We start from the raw sequence: 19576 nt of genomic DNA on the forward strand, positions 1-19576 counted from the left end.
CAATCCGACCGCGAGGACGAGTCCCACCGCGAGCATGAGGGGCGTGTCCGAGGACACCGGGCGGGCGCCCCGCCTCATGCGCCCGGCCGGGCCAGGGGTCCTCAGCGGCGGCCCCGGCTCCCTCCAGGGCATGCAGCAGACACTGGGCAACGAGGCCACCACGCGTGCGGTGCGGCGCGGGAAGCGGCCCATGGCCCCGCGGCCCCCCGCCATCGACGAGCGCGCCGAACAGGGGCTCGTGCTGCCGCCGTACCTGATGGAGCTGGAGGCGGGCGGGCTCTCCACGGCGTACGGGCTGACCGGGCAGGAGTTCGTGAGCACCGCGGTCGCGGCCGTCGTGGGGCACGGCGGCGGAACGGTGGCCGGGATCTCCGCCGAGCTGGCCGGGCGGCCCGAGTCGTTCTTCGGCCGGGGCCGGGCGTTCGCGGTGGAGGGCGCGGAGGGCGGTGACGGGTTCGACGTCACCGTGAGCATCGCGCCCGCCCCCGACGACCTGCCGCCCACGTTCCACCCGGCCGCCGACCTGGCGAGCGCCCCGCCGGATCCGGGCGGGGCGCCGCTCGCCGCCGTGGACGACGCCGAGGGCAAGGAGACCAAGGTCGACGTCCAGCACAACAGCGGGGCCACCGCGAGCAGCACGGTCGGCAACTCCTCCAGCAAGGGCGCGGGCGGTACGGCGTTCGGGCTCGCCCCGGTGCTGCCGGGGCTGTGGCTGGGCGCCGCGGCGACGGGGAGCGTGCAGCCCTGGCAGTCCTCGCGCGACTCCCGCTCGCAGCGTGGCGTGGCCGAACCGCGGGTGCTGCGCAGCGACAAGGGCTCGGTGGAGGTACCGCGCCGGGTGCTGTACGTCGTACGGGTCCGGCCGCAGGCGGGCGGGGACGAGCAGGTCTTCCGGGGCTCGGGAGGGCTCACCCAGCGGGTGCCCACCGAGCACCTGATCCCGGCCGGCACCGAGGCTCCGACCCTCGCCGCCCCCGCCACCGGGCCGTCGGGCCGGTCGCAGCAGGTGGACCCGGACCTCGCGCGGCGGGTCGCGCTGGCCGACTCGCTGGCCCCGGTCGGCGTCTCCGACACCGCAGGCCCGCACCAGGGCGGCGGCGGCCTCTTCGACGCGGTCGCCTCCGTCCTGCACCCCTCGCTGACCGCGCCCGGCGCCCCCGGTCGCTCCCGGCTGTACGAGGCGACGGCCACCCCGACCGTGCTGGAGGACCTGCCCCGGCTGCTGGGCGGCGACGGCGTCACCGGGGACGACCTGTACTCCAAGGACGGCACCAGCGCGGGCAGTTACCGCATGCGCGCGGTCGTCACCGGACTGACCCCCGCCTGGGGCACCGGGAAGACCCAGCTCCGTACGCATCAGCAGGCCCAGCACACCGCGACCGAGTCGGCGGGCAAGGGCCGGTCCGTGGCGGGCGGGATCGGCCCGGCGATCGGGGTCGGGGCCGCGGCCAACGCGGCGGTCGTACGGGCCACCGCGATGCCCGTCGCCGCCGCCCGCAAGGCCCGGTTCAGCGTCAACGAGCAGACCGTCTCCAGCAGACAGGGCGCGGAGGTGCGGGGCGAGAAGGTCCTCTACCTCGGGACCGCCCAGTTCACCGTGGAGGGAACCGGCCCCCGGTCGGTCCGGGCGATCCTGAACCCACAGGCGCGGGTGGCCACGCACGCGATGCGGGTCTGGATCGGTCTGCGGGCCGACGAGGTCAAGGAGTTGGGGCTGCCGCTGCCGCCCGGGGTGACGGCGGGCGAGTTCATCAAGAAGCCGGACCCGCAACAGCCGGCGGCGGACACCGACTCGGATGCGGACACCGACACCGACACCGAATCCGAGTCCGAGGGCGGAGGGGACGCACGCCACCTGCCCTTCGGCGCGATGGGATCGAGCGTCACGATCGGCCGGCTCGACACCGCCCCCATGGTGAAGGCCGTACGGGAGATGTTCGCCACCGACCCCCGGCTGGCCGGATACCTGCCCGCCTTCGGCGCCACGCCACCCCCGGCCGACCTCAGCCGGGAGGAGGACGAGGCGCAGCGCACCAACTACCGCGAGCTGATGGCCGCCCTCTCCGAGGCCAACCTGCGCGTGAACAAAGAACAGTTGCTGTCCACCGGCATCCGGGTCCGGCTGCGCCGCAAGACCACGATGCACTCCCATGACGTACAGCTGCGGGTGCACGGAACCATGGGCGCGACACGCCATCTCGGCGAGATCGACGACTGGCTGGTCCGCGCGCACTCCGGAGTCGCCGCCAACGCACAGAGCGGCCGCAGCAGTTCGCGCTCCATCGGGGGCATGGTGCTGGCCCAGGCCCGGCTGATACCGGGCGTGCTCACCGGATCGGCCCGCTACGAGCGGCAGAGCTCGGGCACCCGACGTAACCAGGGCGGCCCCACCACCCGTACCGACGTCCTCACCAACGGTTCGGAGAAGGCGAGCGCGTTCGGGGCGGCGCTGCGGCTGAACGTGGACGTCACCATGACCTCGCGGCAGCGCAAGCTGGCCCGTGCGCTGACCCCGGGCGGCCCCGGCCGGGACGTGCCGGAGGCCAAGCTGCTGACCGGGCTGCACATGGAGGAGCAGGACGTACGCCTGCTGACGCCGTCCGAGTTCACCGTCGGCACGGACGAGAAGGCGCGGCTGGACGCGGGCGCCGACCAGGCCCCCGGCCCGGCGCGGCCCGTGGCCGGGGCGGCGGGCATCGGCGACCTGGCGGGCCTGGCCCCGACGCCGACGGCCGGGCAGGTGGTACGGGACTGGCAGCTGGTGGAGACGCTCGGCGACGGGCAGCCGGTGCGCGACCTCGCCCTGGCCCTGCTGTCCCGCGCCGCTGCGCGCGGCGAGGCGGGCCGCCAGGACACGGCCCTCGCCACGGAGGGGCTGGCGCCCCGGCTGGCGGTCGAGGAACGCTTCGGCCCGCGGGCGATCACGGCCGCGCTGCGGCAGGCCGCGTCCTCGGGGTGGGTGGTGAAGAACCTGCGGTACCCGCGCCGGCTGGCCGCGCTGAACGGCGCGGTGGGCACGAGGCTGGCCCTTGCCGCGCCCCAGTTGGTTCACGAGGCCGCAGGTCCAGGGACGGAGACGTTCGTGATGGGCGGCCACCAGGCCGGCGGCCAGCAGGGGGAGGGCACGTCCAGCACGGTGCAGGTCGGCGTCACCGGCGTACAGAACGGCACCGAGTGGCGGGTCGGCGAGGGCCTGTCGGGGTACCGGTCGACGAGCAGGAGTGACACCGAGTCCGCGACCGTGTCGGGGACCGTGGAACGCAACGCCCACACACCGAAGAAGGCCCCGCTGTATCTGGTCCGGTGCGATCTGCTCGTCACGATGGTGGCGGAGGTCAAGGTGACGGGCGGCGGCCCGTACGTGGCGAGCGCGGCGCGGACGCTGCCGGGCACGGCGGCGGTGTGGCTGACGGCGGAGCAGCTGCGGGCGGCGGGGGTGGACCTGCCGGAGTCGGCGCGGAAGGCGCTGAAGGTGGAGGACCGGCGGCCGGCTGCCGAGCGGACGGCCGAGGCCTCCGGGGGCGGGGAACGCGGGGGAGCATCGACTGCGGCGGCCTCGACTTCGACATCGGTTCCGGCCCCGTCCCGGGCGCGGGCATCGGCATCGACGGCGACCGGCGGCCAGGCAGCGAGCCCGGTCCGCCAAGGGCCGGCGCTCGCCCGCGAACTGCCGCTGGGCTTCGGCATGATCGAGGACCTGCCGGACTTCGTCCCGCTGCTGGACCGGCTGCGCGGCAACCTCGCGATCACCGGGCAGCAGGACCTGGCGGACGACATCCTGCCCCGCCAACAGCTGCGGGACCGCAACGACAACGTGCAGCGCCTGCTGCGGGTCCTGGACCGGGACGGCTCCACCGGCCTGCTGGCGAGTGCCATGGACGGCGGGGTGACGGTGGAGCTGCTGGACGGCCGTAACACGCCGTACTGGGCGGTGTTCAAGATCGTCCGCAGCGGCGACGGAGTCCGCGAGGGCGAGGCGGACGACGGCCGGGACATGGAGTACATCACCTCGGCCGCCGCCCAGCAGGCCACCTCCCACGGCGAGGGCGAGACCACCGGCGTGGAGGGCATCCTCGCGGGCTCCGGGAAGCCGGACGCCGGAGCGGGGCAGGTCAAGAGCGCGGGCGCGGCGGCAGGGCTGGGCGTCGCGTCGGGCTCCGGGCGCCGCGGGGGCGAGGCGGCACGCGGCCAGCTGGGCATGAAGACGGTCGCGGAGGCGAAGACGGCGAAGTCGGCGAAGATGCGGGTGCCGATCGTGGCCAGCCTCGAACTCCACAAGGGTGACCGCCGGTTGGCGATGGCGGGCTCGGGCCGTACGTCACTGGTCCACCGGATCCTGGAGAGCGACCTCACGGCACTGCGCCGGGTGAGCGTCCCACGCCGGGCCCCGCGCCCCGCACCGGGCGTCCCGACGAGCGGAGTGGCCGGCCTCGGCGCCTGGCGGGCCGACGGCATCCCGCTTCCGATGGAGGCCCAGGTGAACGGCTTCCAGGGAGCGGCCCACGTACGAGAGTTGGTGAACACAACCGTACGGGCGGCAGGCGGCGGCGACCGCTTCCGCCAGAAGGGCCAGGCCGCGGCCTACACACTGGGCGAGGCGGTCTCCACCGAGTGGCTGATCGCGGCCCTGCCCCTGCTCACGAACGCCGGGGCCGAGCTGCCGCCGGTCCACGCGAGCGGGGCGGCGGGCCAGGACCTGCAAGCATCGGTGCACGCGCGGCTGCGGGCGGGCCGGATCCTGGGGGCCGGGGACAAGATGACGTTCGAAACGGCGGCCCAGAGCAGCCTGGGAGCGCCCCGCCCCACCCAGACGGAGGGCCAGAGCCAGGCCGAGCAGAGCAGACAGGCACGCGGCCTGTTCGGCGCCGGAGTGCTGAACGCCGACCAGTTCCGCCTCAACCAGCTGATGGGCAACGTGGACGGAGCGGGCTCGGCGAGCGGCGCTGCGGCGAACGGAGCGGGCTCGATGCCCCTGCACAAACCGAAGTTCACGTCGGTGCTGGTCCAATTCACCCTGGACGTAAGGGTGGTGGCCCGGGTGACGAACCGGGTAAGCACCTCCCGTACGGAGGTGGCGGAACGCGACCTGACGCTCCCGCGCCCGGTGGTGATCCGGATGCCCCTCCCGGTAGCGGGCCGCCTACTGGCCGCCCACCCGACGGAGATCACGGACCAGCACGACCGCCTGGGCCTGCGGACTACGGCGGTGCCGCCGCCTACGGGGGTGTGAGGGGGCGGCACCGGGCGCGCGGGGACCACCCGCACCCCGACCACCGGGGCCGCCGGGCAGCGGGACGAGCCCCGCACGCGCGGGGACCACCTCACCGTCACCGGCGGCCCGACCGGCGGAACGGGAACACCCCCGCACGCGCGGGGACCACAGTTCGCGACCTGCGGGTTTACGTGGCCGATGGGCTGTTTTTACTTACTTCTTGAGAAACGGACATATCCCCCCCGTGCCGCGAACGGTCCTCGCTGTAAGCCGTGCACGTCAGGAGCGATTCTGCCCCTCACCCGCAGGGACAGGCGTCGCCTGGTGGTAGTACATCTGCCACGCCGTCTCGCCGTGCTTCCTGCGCCACAACGAACTCCGGCGGGCCCGGTTGCCGCCGAGGACACTCTCGTAGGTGAGGTGCACCACCCCTGGGGCCAGTACGACACCGGTCATGCTGGATGTCTCGTGGCACGGGCCGTCCACGTCCCCGCCGCTCAGTTCGGGGAGTGCGGCGAGCATCTCCTCATACGTCCACCGCCGTCCCGAAGCCCCGACCTCGATGAACTCCGGGTCGAGGAGCCGCTAGGCGAGTGACCGTGACGCACGCACATCGGGATCCATCAGCTGCAATTCGCCGGCTATTGCCGTGCCCACGTCCGTCGTCTCTTCGCTCATCCCGTAATTCTGTCGAAGAGGGGTCATCAGCGAAGTCCCTGATCGCCCCGCAGGTCAGTCACTGTGCAGCGAAGACCGGGGGCTCCCGCGAGCTTGCGGTCCGCTGTCACGAGTTCGGCGTCCAGTGTCTCTGCCAGGGCGATGTAAGAGGCGTCGTAAGGCCACATGTTGTGACGGAGTTCCCAGATGCGGGGCATGAGGGGTGTGTGGTCGTAGCGGTGCAACTGCATGCAGCCCAGCAGGTCCAGCGCGCGGGTCGCCTCGTCCTCGGGAAGCTTGTTGCCTCGAACCAGGCCCCGTAGGACCGACGCACACTCCAGGTCGACTACGTGTGGGGCGGCGAGCCGGTTCCCGGCAGTGTGGTTCCGCACCCGCTCGGCGAGGGTGTCCGAACCTACGAGGAACTCCACGAGCGCGGAGGTATCGAGAACCTGCACCTTCACGAACGCGCCTCACGCATTTCGGCCAGGACATCGGATACGTCGTCGGCGGTGACCTGGCCTCGTGCGGCGATTCCACGTGCCTGCTCGGCCGCTTCTTCCGGGGTTAGCAAGGCTGCCTCGCCAATCAGAAGCTGCAGGAGGTAGGCCTGCAAGGACTGCCCCGATCGGGCAGCCCGGACCTTCAAGGTGGTCATCGTTTCGTCCGGTACCTCTCGGAGGTGGATGGTAGCCATGCAAGCATTTTAGTCCCATTGCCTGCACTCTGCTAGTGGCTTCTGTCGTCTGGCGGAGAGGCGCGAGCTGATCCGCCGATCGTTGGCCTCAGACGGTTCTGAGGAGGCCGCGTAGGTTGCTCATGCGTGCCTTGACGTCGGCGGTGTCGGTGGGGTGGATCGGGACCTGATCGGTGTCGGGTCGGTGGGTGGTGCGGCAGGGGCGGCAGAGGCCGTCGGGGAGGGCTTCTGGTTGGCCGGGGCGGCCGCAGTCGGTGCATTCCATGAGGATGCGGCGAGTTGGGGCGGTGCCGGGGGCGCCGGGTGAAGCGCTCGCGGTCGTGGGGATCCGGGGCGGGATCTTGTCGGTGAGGCGGCGGCGGACGAAGCCAAGGGGGGTGTCGACCCGGGCGGGGAGTCCTGCGGTGAGGGCGGTGATCAGGTAGTCGACGCTGACGCCCCTGGTGAGCCACTCCGCTGCCTGTGGTTCGAGTTCTGCGCAGTCGTCGGCGGAGAGGGGGAGGCGGTGGTCCTCGTGGCCGAGGCGGGCCAGGGCGAGGTAGGCGGGGGAAGGGCCGGCTTCGGAAGGGTGAGGTGCTGGGGCGGGAGGCACGGGTTGTGTGTCCGGCGCCTGGTCCGGCGTGCGTTGATGCGGTACGGGGGTGGGTTCGGGGCCCTGTTCCGTACCGGGTTCCTCGGATGCGGGCGGCGGCGGTTCCTCGTCCGGGACCCAAGACGGCGGAGCGGTGTCGGGGGCCGGGGTATCCGGCGCGGAGCTGTCGGCCTGGGTGGTGTTCTCGGCGGTGAGGTAGGCCTGCCACCACTCGTTGTCGTGTGCGGTGCGGGACCAGAAGGTGCGGAACACCCACCGGGTCTCGTCGCCCGCGCCGAGCGCGCAGCGGACGCGCCGCAGGTGCCCGGCCACCGACAGGGCGGTCAGGGCGCTGCTGATGGCCTGCTGCCCGTAGAGCGGGAGCTGCTTGGCCAGCTGCTTCACACTCATCGCCGCACCCTCGGGGAGATGGTCGACGAACCCGGCAACGTACCGCTCACGCGCAGGCAGGAGAGCGAAGTCCGCTCGGGTACGAGGAAGTTGGTTGGGCGCGGAGCGTTTGCCGTACCCGGGCTTGGCCATCGGGTACGCGGCGGAGCGTGCGGGGGCACGCAGGGCAGAGCTAGTGTGCTGAGTAGCCACGGGATCGCCTTCCACGGGATCGATCTTGCGGTCAGACCCCGGCCTGGTGCTTGCAACACCGTGTCGGGGTCGTTTGGTTCTTGTAGTTCTCGAACCGTAAGCAGTCGTGACGCTGCGCCGCAAGCTGTCACAATTAGTCATACTTCCCCAGCCGTGACGGGTCAGGGAGGGGGGGGGAGGTTATCCCAACCCCCTTCTCTTACCTACTGGTTAAAGAAGGCGCTCGAACCCCGAACCTCGCATCCCGACCCCCGCATCCCGAGACCCGAGCTTCGGGCCGGGACCCCGTTTACGTACCCCCGAAAGAGCGAACCGACCGCCCCCGACGCTTGGGCCCCGGAGCTTGGGCCCCGAGCCCCGGGCCGCCTCCGTCGCATCAGATGCCGATCGGCTTCCGGTACCGGACGTGTTCGTTCTGGCGCCGGAACCCGACGCTCTCGTAGAGGTCGTAGGAGCGGTGCGGATTCGCGGTCCCGGTGTACAGCCGGGCAGACTCCGCGCCGTGCTCGCGGAGAGACCGCAATCCGTCCAGCAGCAGTGCACGCCCCAGCCCCAGACGCCTCGACTCTGCCCGGACGCTCAACTCTTCGACCTCGCCCACGGTGGGGTCGTGCCGGCGGAGGGAGCACAGGGCGACGCCGGCCAACTGGTCCTCATGCCAAGCAGCTCGCCAGCAGGTCGGGACGGCCGTGGCGAGGAAGCGCTCGAAGGTCCACTTCTCGGTGAAGGCAGCCTGTGCGTAGGAATCAACGACCGTCTTCCAGGCCGCGTGGTAACTGGTCGGATCAACGGCACCCACGGTGACACCAGCCGGCAAACGGCCGTCGTACTCGGGAAGGCTTCGGAGATCGGCCAGTTCCAGCTCGACCAGGCTGAAGACACGCCGGTACCCGGTTTCGAGCAGCAGTTGCGTCGAATCCGTTTCGGAGGCCATCGCGTTCGCGCCGAACACGGCTGTCCGTGCGGTTCCGTGGTGTTGCAAGAGGTGACGGATACGGCTCTCGGCCCAGCTGAGCATGTCCGAGCCGATGCCCGCGCCGCGGTGGTCGGGCAGTAGGTAGCCACGGTGCAGATACAGCCATGTGCCGTCCCGCTCCTGCCACCACCTGATCGTCGCGTAGCCGACGATGTCCCCGTTGTGCTCCACCAGGACTTGGTTCTCGGACGGGTTGTCCAGCTCGGCGGAGGCTTCGGCGATCTCGGCTGCCGTCGGGATTCCCTCCACGACCGAGCGAGCGTCGACCTCGTCCCGCCCCGCACAACCCAGCCGCACGGCCGCCATCGCGAGGTGGTCTTCGTCGCCGCGGTACGGCCGGAAGAGATAGCCGGGCAATCGTCCCGGAGCCCCAAGGCCGCCGCCCCTGTTCACGTCCATTCGCGGGCCTCCCGTCATGTCGGACCTGAGGTCAGCGAGCGTAGGCCGGGCCGATCGGACAACGTAACTCGATTTCGGCAGCAGGACTGTTCGCGGGGGCCGGACCGGCGCGGAGGGGGATCGGCCACGGATGACGAGGCGGCGCTGGTGGATTTCGGAGTGATCCGGAGCGATCCGGATTCCGGGGTTCAGGCGCTGCTGACGCCGTTCGCGGTGCCGTGGGCCCGCCGCTCGGTGGCGTAGCGGTACATGGCGCCGAGTGCGAAGGCCTGAACGATGGCGCCGATCGGGATCCCTATCAGGGCTACGGGGCCCTCGAAGGGAACCAGAAGCGACGTCGGGGCGGTGGCCAGCACGGCCCAGACTCCGGCGAAGCTGGCGTCTCCGGAGGAGGAGGCGAAGAAGGCGTCCGCGGCGACCCACAGGCACACCCCGAGCACGATGCCCAGGTAGCCCAGAGCCAGAGGGTTCACCAAGTAGTGGCGAAGGGACTGCGGCAGCGAACGAGTGGTCTTGGCCATGTCGGTTCTCCCTGGGATGCCGGTATGCCCGGTGCGGCGGCTGTTCTGCCAACGAACCGAACTCTGCCGTCTGTTGACGCCCGCCACATGAGCTGCCGTACTCACGTTCGTATCTGTGAATCAACCAGGGGTCCCTGCGCTCAGGGCCGTCGGACGGGGTCGGCTTGCTCACCGGATGCCGGTCCGGGAACGAGCGGCGGGTGCGGCTCACGGGGTGCTGCGAGCATGGTCAGGCCCTTGGGCATGGGGGTCAGTTCCAGGCTGACGCGTACGGTCCTGTCGGGCGTCGTCGTACGGAGCGTCCGCGAGCGGACCAGGCTCGCCAGCGCGACGGGCGTCAGGATCTCGGAGGCTGCGGCGCCGGGGCAGTACCGGGGGCCGAGTCCGTAGGGGAGCAGGGCGGCGGGGGAGAGCTGGGGGTGGGCCTCGGGCGACCAGCGCAGCGGGTCGAACTCCTCAGGCCGCGCGTACCGGGCGGGGTCACGACGCAGTGCGCCCATGGGCAGGGTCACCAGGGCGCCGGCGGGTACCGGCTGCTCGCCCACGTACGTCGCGTGGCGGGGGCGGCGTACCAGGAACGGGATGCCGTGGAGTCGCGTGACCTCCCTGATGAAGCCGGCGGTACGGGGCATCTGCTCGGGCCGGACCGCATCGGCCGGTGCGTCGGCGCCCAGGACGGCGTCGGCTTCGGCCCGGATGGCCGCCTGGTGGTCGGGGTGGCGGCCCAGCTCGTAGCAGGCCCAGGCGAGGGTCGAGGCCGTGGCCTCGATGCCGGCGAACAGCAGCGCCCGCAGGTCGTGCAGCGCCGCGTCCGGCCGGTTGTCGGACGAGCGCTTGAGCAGGGAGACGACGTCGTTGCCGTCCCCGTCCGGCTGGTGGCGTTCGTACACCTCCCGGGTGGCCTCGTTCAGCGTCCCCAAGGCACGGCGGAAGGCGCGGCCGCGCGGCGCGGGCACCCAGGGCCACGGCGACAGCGCGTACTTCCAGAACACCCCTGCGGACAGCACGGAACGTGCTCGTGCGAGTGCGGCCAGCGTGTCCGGGGAGATGCCGCTGTTCAGCACGGTCTCAATGACGAGTCCCGCCACGAGGCGGCTCATCTCGACGGGGACGTCGACGGGGCGGTCGGCGGGAAGCCCGGCGAGCAGACCTTCGGTGCTGTCCCGTACGGACGGTCCCAGAGCCGTCAGACGGGGTGCCGCGAGCGCCGGTTTCATCAGCGCGCGCCGGTCCCGGTGGGCCTGGCCCTCGGCCCCGGCGAAGCCGTCTCCGGTGAAGTCCCGAAGGCACGGGTCCGCGCTCCAGGCCTGGAAGATGTCCTCCCCGCAGCCGACTTTGCGGATCAGCGACGGGTCGTTGACCTGGAAGGCGACCGCTGGTCCGGCCTTCGTCCTGACGACGGGACCTGCCTGACCGAGGCGCACCGCGATATTCGCCGGATCGAGCCAGAATCGCAGCGTACGGGAGTGCGCGACGCGCGGCTCCTCCCGCGATGCCGGGCATCCTCGGGCGCCGCCGCCGTCTTCGATCATGTTTCCCAAGCCTCCTGGGCTTTCACGGGCGCCGACCACCCATGTCTCTCGCCTCTGGCGACAACGAGTTGGAGGAGGGCGGCGTTACGTGTGCTTGGTGCTTGGTGCTTGGTGCTTGGTGCTTGGTGATTGGTGCTCGGTGCCCGGGGGCCTGGCCTTGGGGCATGACGAGCGGTTCGCCGATGCCTGGCGGACCATCCCCGCGCGCGCGGGGACCACGGACCCCACACCCCCTTCGAGTTGCGGTTGTGGGGATCACCCCCGCACGCGCGGGGACCACCCTGGGCCTCGCGACCCTGGACCTCGGCAGGGGGGACCACCCCCGCACGCGCGGGGACCACAGTTCGTGACCTGCGGGTTTATGCGGCCGAAGGCTCGTTTTTGCTGACTTCTTGAGAAACGGACATATCTCCCCCGTCGAGCAAAGAGTCCCCACTTGAGCCCACTACTTCAGGATTGATTCTGCCCCTCTTCGACACCGCCTGTGGCATACGAGCGCCAACCGCATCCGGTTGGTGTGGTCCCCTCGGCCGGGTGGCAGCGGGTGATCGCCCCTATCGCCGGTACGGGTGGTCGTGCCGGGTCTCGGCGGCCGGCCCTGGTCCCGGCTGCGATGTCATAGGGGCCTGCGAGCATGACCCGCATGGATAAGACAACCAAGGCTGCAGAAAGCGGAGTTACCGACACCCTGACCACGCCGGAGGAATGGCGTGGCTTCCTGGGGCGGTACGACGAGCGGTACATGAAGAACGAGGCTTCCGATCAAGAGCTGGCCGACCTGCTGGACGAGGACGAGTGGGATCTGCTGGAGGAGGAGGGGCGGCTTGAGCAGTGGCTGGGTGAAGCGCCCTCTTCTGACGAGGAGTTGGCGGCGGCCGAGGAACGGCTCGGGGTGAGGTTCCCGCCGAGCCTCAGGGGGTTTTTCCTTGCCAGCAACGGGTGGAAGCGGGTGAAGGGGTGGGTCGATCTCGTTCGTCCGTGCGGCGAGGTCGCCTGGATGCGGGACAGCGATGCCGGTTCCAGCGTGATACGGATCTATGGGGAGGATCCTGCCAACGACGACTACGTGCAGCTGTTCCGCCGGTCCATCGAAGTCGCCGGAGGCGAGGATTTCTGGCTGCTCGATCCGACCTCTGCCGGGCCCGATGGTGAGTGGGCCGCCTACCTGTTCGCGCCGAAGTACGGCGATCTGCAGGAGTTCTCCAGCTTCTCCGCGCTGTTCCACGAAGGGTACGAGGACATGGAATGAAATGACAGGAAGGCGGGGTCGGGCGCCCTGTGGGCATGTCACCGGTCGGTGACAGCGCTGTCCGGGAACGGAGACGCCGGGATCCCCGCGGGTCGGGGCGCGCTCCTAGTGGGTGATCCGGAGCGCAGCAGGAAGCCGGAAAGCATGTCCGGCTCCGGCCATCGACCACACACCCAGGGGATTTCATGTTCGGCAACCGCAACCGTCGCAAGGCCCTCCTCGTCTCCGCCGCACTCGTCGGCGGCGCCCTGCTGATGACGGCGTGCCAGGACAGCGACGGGGGCGGGGCCGTGGACACCGGTGCCGCGCAGAGCGGTTCGCCCTCCGCCGGTTCGGAGCCGTCCGCCAGTGCCGATGGACCCGCAGCCACCCCGTCCGCCAGCGCGGGCGCCCCGGACGCCGACCCGTCCGCCTCGGCCTCCGGCGGCAGGGAAGGCTCCGGCGCCGACACCGGGTCCGGGGAGCGGGAGCAGGTCGGGCAGGTCTGTGGCGCCAACGACCTTTCCTGGAGCACCCGGTCCGAGAGCCAGGCCGGTGGATACATCCTCGTCATGGCGAAGGCCAAGTCCGGGATCACCTGCGTCCTGCCGGCCGCGCTGCCCACCATCGCCTTCGGGTCCGACGGCACCGAGGCCGGGCCCGCCGAGCAGTCCGTCGGCAAGGCGATCACGCTCAGCGGGGGAACCGTCGCCTATGCGGGGGTCAACCCGAAGACCACCAACACCGACTGGGGCAAGGAGCTCGACAGCATCATCGTCGCCATCGGCAACGACGACGCCAACCCGGTCTCCCTGAAGGTCGGCACCATCAACGTCGACAAGCCGGTCGTCACCAACTGGCACACCGCGCCGAAGGACGCCGTTCCCTTCAGCTAGGGCAGCCAGGGCAGCTAGGCCGGAACCGCGTCCCCGGAGCCCGGCTCCGCCGTGCCCGCCGCCTCCCGGCGGTCCGGCGTCACGGCTTCCGCCGCCACCGGGTTCTGCGTCCTGATGTCCCGGGCCTGCTCCGCGACCCACTCGGGGCTGATCGCCGGGGTCTCGCCGAGGACATGGTCGCGGACGAACAGGCAGAACGGGTGGCCCACCGGGTCGAAGAGCACCCGTACGTCGCCCTGCGGCTGGAACTCCGCCGGTGTCGCGCCCTCCGCCACCGCGTGGGCCACGCCCGCCTCCAGGTCCGTCACCTCGAAGTCCAGGTGCAGCATCATCAGCTGGTCGCCCTGCGAGGTGAGGGAGGCGGGCCAGACCGGGGGGACGTACGGCTTCGACGTCTGGAAACCCAGGCCCGATCCACCGCCCGGTGGCAGGAGCTTCACCCAGTCCGGCTCCTCCTGCACCGTCTCCCAGCCCAGCAGGCGACGGTAGAAGTCCGCCAGCTCCGCCGCGTCCGGGGCTTCGAGCACCGTGCTGGACAGGGTCAGGGACGGTCGGGGAGCGGTCACCGTGGGCCTCCTCGGGGCGCAGATGTGCCGGTACGAGTACCCCGTACCGGCACATCCACCACCCGTACGCCTACGGGGCCACTCACCCCGCGATGTCCGCGTACCCCTCGATCTCGCGCGGGTTCCGCGTGCCGGGGCCCACGTACGTCGCCGACGGGCGCACCAGGCGGCCCGTGCGCTTCTGCTCCAGGATGTGCGCCGACCAGCCCGCCGTACGGGCACACGTGAACATCGACGTGAACATGTGCGCCGGGACCTCCGCGAAGTCCAGCACGATCGCCGCCCAGAACTCGACGTTCGTCGCCAGGACCCGGTCCGGGCGCCGCGCGTGCAGCTCCTCCAGCGCGGCCTTCTCCAGCGCCTCCGCCACCTCGAAGCGCGGCGCCGCCAGCTCACGGGCCGTGCGGCGCAGGACGCGGGCGCGCGGGTCCTCCGCCCGGTAGACGCGGTGGCCGAAGCCCATCAGGCGCTCGCCCCGGTCCAGGGCACCCTTCACATACGCCGTCGCGTCCCCCGTACGCTCGATCTCCTCGATCATGCCGAGGACCCGGGACGGGGCGCCGCCGTGCAGCGGGCCCGACATCGCGCCCACCGCGCCGGAGAGCGCGGCCGCGACGTCCGCACCCGTCGAGGCGATGACCCGGGCCGTGAACGTCGAGGCGTTCATGCCGTGCTCGGCCGCCGACGTCCAGTACGCGTCGACCGCCTGCACGTGCTTCGGGTCCGGCTCGCCGCGCCAGCGGATCATGAAGCGTTCGACCACCGAGTGCGCCTTGTCGATCTCGCTCTGCGGCACCATCGGCAGGCCCTGGCCGCGCGCCGACTGGGCGACGTACGACAGCGCCATCACCGCGGCCCGCGCCAGGTCGTCCCGGGCCGTCGCCTCGTCGATGTCCAGCAGCGGCTTCAGGCCCCAGACGGGGGCCAGCATCGCGAGCGCGGACTGTACGTCGACCCGGATGTCACCCGAGTGCACCGGGATCGGGAACGGCTCGGCCGGCGGCTGCCCGGGGTTGAACGCCCCGTCCACCAGCAGGCCCCAGACATTGCCGAAGGAGACGTGACCGACCAGATCCTCGATGTCGACCCCGCGGTAGCGGAGCGAACCACCTTCCTTGTCCGGTTCGGCGATCTCCGTTTCGAACGCGACGACTCCCTCAAGACCGGGTACGAAGTCGGACATCAGGCGGCTCCCTCAGTTCGGCGGCGGGCGGGCGACGGCCCCTGCGGCCCCGGCGCCCCCGTGCTTCGGCGCCCCGGGGGCCTTCTACAAGGCCCGCCCCAAGATATTGGCGGGTTCCCACGGAGCGGGGAAGCGTGACATCCGGCACAGGACCCCATTTCGGCGGTGCGTGGTTACGGGACCTCCTCGCCGGGCACACTCGGCCGCTGCGGCAGGATGGCCCCGTGCCCACACCAGAAGGTTCTTCGGGACCCCTCCCCGACGATTCCACCATCGATCCCGCTGCCATGCGCGAGCAGTACCGCTCCGAGGACTTCACCGAGTCCGACCTCAGCCCGGACCCGATGGACCAGTTCGCCCGCTGGTTCCGCCAGGTCGCCGCGGGCGGCGTCCTCCACGAGCCCAACGCGATGGTCGTCTCCACCGCGACCCCGGACGGCCGCCCCTCCTCGCGTACGGTCCTGCTGAAGCAGTACGACGACCGGGGCTTCGTCTTCTTCACGAACTACGGCTCCCGCAAGGGCCGCGAGCTGGCCGCCAACCCGTACGTCTCCCTGCTCTTCCCCTGGCACCCGATGGCCCGCCAGGTGATCGTCACCGGCACCGCCTCCCGCGTCTCCCGCGAGGAGACCGTCGGCTACTTCCGCACCCGCCCGCACGGCTCCCAGCTCGGCGCCTGGGCCAGTGACCAGTCCACGGTGATCGGCTCCCGCGCGGAGCTCATCAGCCGGTACGAGGAGCTGGCCGCGCGCTACCCGGAGGGCGAGAAGGTGCCCGCCCCGCCGAACTGGGGCGGCTTCCGGGTGGTCCCGGAGACCATCGAGTTCTGGCAGGGGCACGGGAACCGGCTGCACGACCGGCTGCGGTATGTCAGGGAGGAAGGTTCCTGGAAGGTGGAGCGGCTCTGTCCCTAGGGCTGAGGGCCGCTGGACCGGTCCTCAGCTGGGGAAACGTCCGGGAAACGCAGAAACCCGCAGGCTCTGGGTCCTCCGTGCACAGAGGAGCCGGCCGGACTTACCGGCGAGCCTGCGGGTCGGTGACTGCTTGGGATTGGCCGGCATCCGGCCATGCACTGCGAAAAGTGCGTGACGACGGGCGTCAGCCCGCAGTCACCTCACGAGTCCGAGAAGAAATCACTTCCGGAACACCTCCTTTCCTGTGTGCTGAGAAGCCTACGAGCGGCCCCGGCGGCCGTTCAACCCATTTATTTGGCGAAGTGGGATGTGCGCTGGGTCACGTTCGAGTTGAATGGTCTGACGTGCAGCAATACGCGCGGTGACGCGCGGGGAAACGGCCGACACGTTCTGCGGGGGGTACGGAGTGGGTGCTTCCAGGAGCAGCGGGACCACCGATGCGCTCGGACCGGACGAGGGCCCCGGCAGCGGGCCCCCGGGAGGCCCCGGAGGTGGCTCCGGCGGCGGCTCGGGTGCCGGTTCCGGCGGGCCCGTCGATGCCGGGGACACGGGGGAGCCCATGTGCCCCGGACCGCCCGCCTCCGGTGCCGGGGCTCCCGCCGCCGACTCCGGGGCCGAGCTGCTCGCCGCCCTGCTCGACGGCATGGACGCGGCCCTCTGCGCCTTCGACGCGGGCGGCGCCGTCACCCACTGGAACCGCGAGGCCGAGCGCATCCTCGGCTGGTCCGCGCAGGAGGCCGTGGGGCGTACGGGGTTCGCGGGGTGGGCGGTGCGCCGGGCCGACGCGCACGAGGTGCAGGGGCGGCTCATGTCCGCCATGGACGCGCCGGGGCGCCAGGTCCACGAGTTCGCGCTGCTGCGCAAGGACGGCAGCCGGGTGCTGGTGCGCACCCAGTCCGCCCGGGTGCTGGGCGCCGACGGCAAGCCGGCCGGGGTGTACTGCGCGTTCAGCGAGGTGCACGCCCAGATCGACCTGGAGCGGGCCATCGCGCTGAGCGAGGCACTCCTGGAGGACGCGTCCTGGGGCGTGGTGCTCGTCGACGTCGACCTCCGCCCGACCGTGGTCAACGCGTACGCCTCCCGGGCGCTCGGCGGCGGCCGCACCACTCTCCTCGGCCGGCCGCTCGGTGAGCTGGTGGTCCAGGGCGTCGAGGAGCTGGAGGCGGCCCTGCAGCATGTGCTCGCCGAAGGCGCGCCGGGCGCCCCGGCCGAGTTCTGGGTGACGCTGCGTACGGCGGAGGGCGAGCGGCGGCGGTGCTGGCGCAGCGGGTTCCTGCGACTGGCCTCCCCGCTGGCGGAGGAACCGGTTCCGCTCGGGGTGGGGTGGCTCTTCCGCGATGTCACCACCGCCAAGCTCGCGCAGCAGGAGGCGGACCGGCTGCGGTTCCGGACGAGCCAGCTGCACCGGGCGGCCCGCGCGGCCGCCGAGTGCGAGGACCCGATGGAGGCGGCGACCTCCCTGCTCGACTTCGCGCTGGCCGGGTTCGCCGACCACGTCCTGCTCGACCTGACGCCGGGCGGCCTGACGGCGGGGGAGCTGACCGCGGGCGAGCGCCTGGTGCGTACCGCCGCCACGCCCTCGGACGCCCCCGGTCCGTGCCTGCTGGTAGCGGGCGGCTCCATCCCGGTCCGTTACGGCCCTGGGCACCCGGCCCTCCAGGCGGTCGAGCGCATCGGCTCGGTCCGTACGAGCGCGGGCACCGGCGAGGCCGGAGGGGCGGCCTGGGCGGCGGAGCGCCGCTGGCCCCGGGACGCGGCCCACGCCCTGTGCACGGTGCTCCGGAGCCGGGGGCGGACGCTGGGCGTGCTGACCTTCCTGCGCGCGGCGAACCGGTCCGCCTTCGAACGCCCGGACACGGCGTACGCGGAGACGGTGGCGGCCCGCGTCGCGGCGGCCGCCGACCTGGCGCGGGCGGGGCAGGAGCGGGGATAGGAAGCCGAGGTGGCGGGGGGAGCGGGGGCCCGGGGGAGTGGGGTAGCCGGGCCGCCCGGTCCGGTGGGGGCTAGAGGCTCCCTGGACCCCGTCTCGTCAGCGCCTGGATCCGGCGGCGGGCCGCAGCCCCGATCCAGGCTCCGATCCCGATTCCGGCCCGATCCCGATTCCGGCCCGGGCCCCGATTCCGGCCCGGGCCCCGGTCCCGGCCCGGGCCCCGGTCCCGGCCCCGGCCCCGATCCCGGTCCTCGCCCCGGCTTTCGCTCTCGCTCTGGCCACGACCCTGGCCACCGCCCCGGTCCCGGTCCCGGTCCTCGTCCCTGCGGAGCTTCGGTCCGTCGCGGAGGTGCCGTCCCCGGTGACCTCCGCGAGCGTGGCGTAGTACGCCGACGGCCGGGCCTCGAAGTCCGTCCAGGTGGCGAGCTCGTCCGCGTCGGCGTCCGGCCCGCGCAGCAGGTCGACCGAGGCCTGGGCGAACTGCTCCGTCCAGCCTTCCCGTTCGGCCTCGGCCAGCACCAGGCGCAGCTTGTCCACCGCCGCCAGGACGTTCTTGCGCTCGCGGCTCCCCGTCCGCAGCATCTCCCGGAACCCGGCCGCGGGTGCGGCGGTGACCAGCAGCGGCTCCAGCCGCGCGGCCAGCTCCTCACCCGCCAGGCCGGCGCTCCGCGCCTGCGGCCCGGCGTCCACCAGCACCCGCAGCGCGGCGAGCAGCGCCGTGGTGCGCGGTTCGGGGCCGTACGTGTCCATCCGCAGGCCCATGTGTCGGGCCACGTCCCGGCCCACCGTGTCTGCCGTCCTGTGTGCGGCGGCCACCGTCTGCTCGGCCGCATCCCGTTCCATGCCGAAGAAGTGCGCGAGCGTCCACGTCCCGGCGTCGAGCACGTCCCGCACGGTCCGGACGCCGGCCTTCTCCAGCTCCGCGGCCCGCAGCCGCTGCTCGGTCACGCCCTTCAGCCGGGTGACCGGAATCCGGGCCAGCTCCCCGTCCACCAGCTCCCGGTGCAGCGGGGTCCAGGCCGTCCGCACCGCCTCCACGGCCCTGCGGTGGTCCCGGGCCACCAGGTCGGCGGCCTCCCGCAGCCGCCGCGCCCGGCGGATGAGGCGCGGCCGCACCCCGCGCGCCCGGGACAGCGAGCGGATGTTCCCGCCGACGAGGGCGACGACCGTCAGGAGCAGCCCGAACACGATGGCCGTGTCGGAGCGGTCCATCCGCTCAGCGGCGGCCCCGCCGTCGTCCTCCATCGAGTACAGCTCGCCGTGGCCCGGGCCCTCGGCGCGCACCCATCCGGTGTCCCAACCGAGATCCGAGCCGTCCCAGCGCGGCGCCTTCAGGACGGGGTCCCGCCCGGCGTCGCACTGATAGGTGCCTTTCCGGTCACCGCCCCGGAAGGGGTCGGTCCAGGTGACCGTGCACGCACCGTCGGGCTTCTCGTCGAGCACGGTCAACTGGACCTGCCTCAGCTCGGGAAAGTCCGGCGTGGTCGCGGAGAGGTACCCCGACCATGCGATCAGCGCCAGCCCGAGGGCCAGCACCCACCGGAACAGAGGCACGTGTCTCATCCGGTTTCCCCCGTGTCTCCCCCGCAGGACGGCAGTACGTCCGGCGAGCCCAGTATCGGCCGGGCCCGGCCCGCTGAACCAGGGCGGGAGCGGGCAGTGGGGGGCGCCGTTGCCTTCCTGCTTCCGGC

At 72.1% G+C, this 19576-nt stretch carries 14 protein-coding genes and 1 pseudogene; 5 read left to right on the forward strand and 10 right to left on the reverse strand.

The window, feature by feature from the left end; all coding sequences use genetic code 11:
* Positions 1 to 34 precede the first annotated feature (34 nt).
* Positions 35 to 5230 (forward strand): hypothetical protein, encoded by a 5196-nt coding sequence (locus tag IE264_RS22150; RefSeq protein WP_032759367.1) that lies wholly within the window; start codon positions 35 to 37, stop codon positions 5228 to 5230.
* Between the two features lie 261 nt (positions 5231 to 5491).
* Here the strand turns inward: IE264_RS22150 and IE264_RS22155 are convergent.
* From IE264_RS22155 to IE264_RS22185, 7 genes and pseudogenes are all read right to left on the reverse strand, one after another.
* A pseudogene (locus IE264_RS22155) lies at positions 5492 to 5890 on the reverse strand (nuclear transport factor 2 family protein).
* A gap of 26 nt (positions 5891 to 5916) precedes the next feature.
* On the reverse strand, positions 5917 to 6333 hold the full coding sequence (locus IE264_RS22160) for a type II toxin-antitoxin system VapC family toxin (RefSeq protein ID WP_051821978.1): 417 nt from the start codon (positions 6331 to 6333) through the stop codon (positions 5917 to 5919).
* Positions 6330 to 6566 carry a FitA-like ribbon-helix-helix domain-containing protein gene (locus IE264_RS22165; RefSeq protein WP_032759369.1) on the reverse strand — a complete coding sequence of 79 codons (237 nt, stop codon included), beginning with the start codon at positions 6564 to 6566 and terminating at the stop codon, positions 6330 to 6332. Before IE264_RS22165 ends, IE264_RS22160 begins: the two co-directional genes overlap by 4 nt.
* 88 nt (positions 6567 to 6654) lie before the next feature.
* Positions 6655 to 7680, reverse strand: coding sequence for a MarR family transcriptional regulator (locus IE264_RS22170; RefSeq protein WP_190167684.1), 1026 nt, complete (start codon positions 7678 to 7680; stop codon positions 6655 to 6657).
* A gap of 436 nt (positions 7681 to 8116) precedes the next feature.
* Entirely contained in the window at positions 8117 to 9115 is a 999-nt protein-coding gene (locus IE264_RS22175; RefSeq protein ID WP_032759370.1) for a GNAT family N-acetyltransferase, read from the reverse strand.
* A gap of 188 nt (positions 9116 to 9303) precedes the next feature.
* On the reverse strand, positions 9304 to 9636 hold the full coding sequence (locus IE264_RS22180; protein ID WP_032759371.1) for an SCO4225 family membrane protein: 333 nt from the start codon (positions 9634 to 9636) through the stop codon (positions 9304 to 9306).
* Between the two features lie 140 nt (positions 9637 to 9776).
* Positions 9777 to 11168 (reverse strand): cytochrome P450, encoded by a 1392-nt coding sequence (locus IE264_RS22185; RefSeq protein WP_032759372.1) that lies wholly within the window; start codon positions 11166 to 11168, stop codon positions 9777 to 9779.
* Positions 11169 to 11802: 634 nt separating this feature from the next.
* Between IE264_RS22185 and IE264_RS22190 the strand changes: the two genes are divergently transcribed.
* Together IE264_RS22190 and IE264_RS22195 are read left to right on the forward strand one after the other, a co-directional pair.
* Complete coding sequence (locus tag IE264_RS22190) at positions 11803 to 12417, forward strand: SMI1/KNR4 family protein (RefSeq protein ID WP_032759373.1); 615 nt, start codon at positions 11803 to 11805, stop codon at positions 12415 to 12417.
* A gap of 185 nt (positions 12418 to 12602) precedes the next feature.
* The gene (locus IE264_RS22195; protein WP_032759374.1) at positions 12603 to 13292 is read left to right on the forward strand and encodes a DUF4232 domain-containing protein; all 690 of its coding nucleotides are present in this window, start codon (positions 12603 to 12605) and stop codon (positions 13290 to 13292) included.
* 14 nt (positions 13293 to 13306) lie between these two features.
* Here IE264_RS22195 and IE264_RS22200 read toward each other — a convergent pair whose 3' ends face one another.
* Both IE264_RS22200 and IE264_RS22205 read right to left on the reverse strand, forming a co-directional pair.
* Positions 13307 to 13858: a VOC family protein gene (locus tag IE264_RS22200; protein ID WP_032759375.1), complete on the reverse strand. Its 552-nt coding sequence runs from the start codon at positions 13856 to 13858 to the stop codon at positions 13307 to 13309.
* 82 nt (positions 13859 to 13940) lie between these two features.
* Positions 13941 to 15041: a citrate synthase 2 gene (locus tag IE264_RS22205; RefSeq protein ID WP_032759376.1), complete on the reverse strand. Its 1101-nt coding sequence runs from the start codon at positions 15039 to 15041 to the stop codon at positions 13941 to 13943.
* 287 nt (positions 15042 to 15328) lie between these two features.
* Between IE264_RS22205 and pdxH the strand changes: the two genes are divergently transcribed.
* Complete coding sequence (gene pdxH / locus IE264_RS22210; RefSeq protein WP_032759377.1) at positions 15329 to 15955, forward strand: pyridoxamine 5'-phosphate oxidase; 627 nt, start codon at positions 15329 to 15331, stop codon at positions 15953 to 15955.
* 406 nt (positions 15956 to 16361) lie between these two features.
* Positions 16362 to 17888 (forward strand): PAS domain-containing protein, encoded by a 1527-nt coding sequence (locus tag IE264_RS22215; protein ID WP_032759379.1) that lies wholly within the window; start codon positions 16362 to 16364, stop codon positions 17886 to 17888.
* 96 nt (positions 17889 to 17984) lie between these two features.
* On the opposite strand, the gene IE264_RS22220 is transcribed toward IE264_RS22215, so the two are convergent.
* On the reverse strand, positions 17985 to 19448 hold the full coding sequence (locus IE264_RS22220; RefSeq protein WP_229887681.1) for a hypothetical protein: 1464 nt from the start codon (positions 19446 to 19448) through the stop codon (positions 17985 to 17987).
* Positions 19449 to 19576: the final 128 nt, after the last annotated feature.

Origin of the sequence: Streptomyces microflavus (genome assembly GCF_014650075.1) — a bacterium.
Lineage (GTDB): Bacteria > Actinomycetota > Actinomycetes > Streptomycetales > Streptomycetaceae > Streptomyces > Streptomyces microflavus.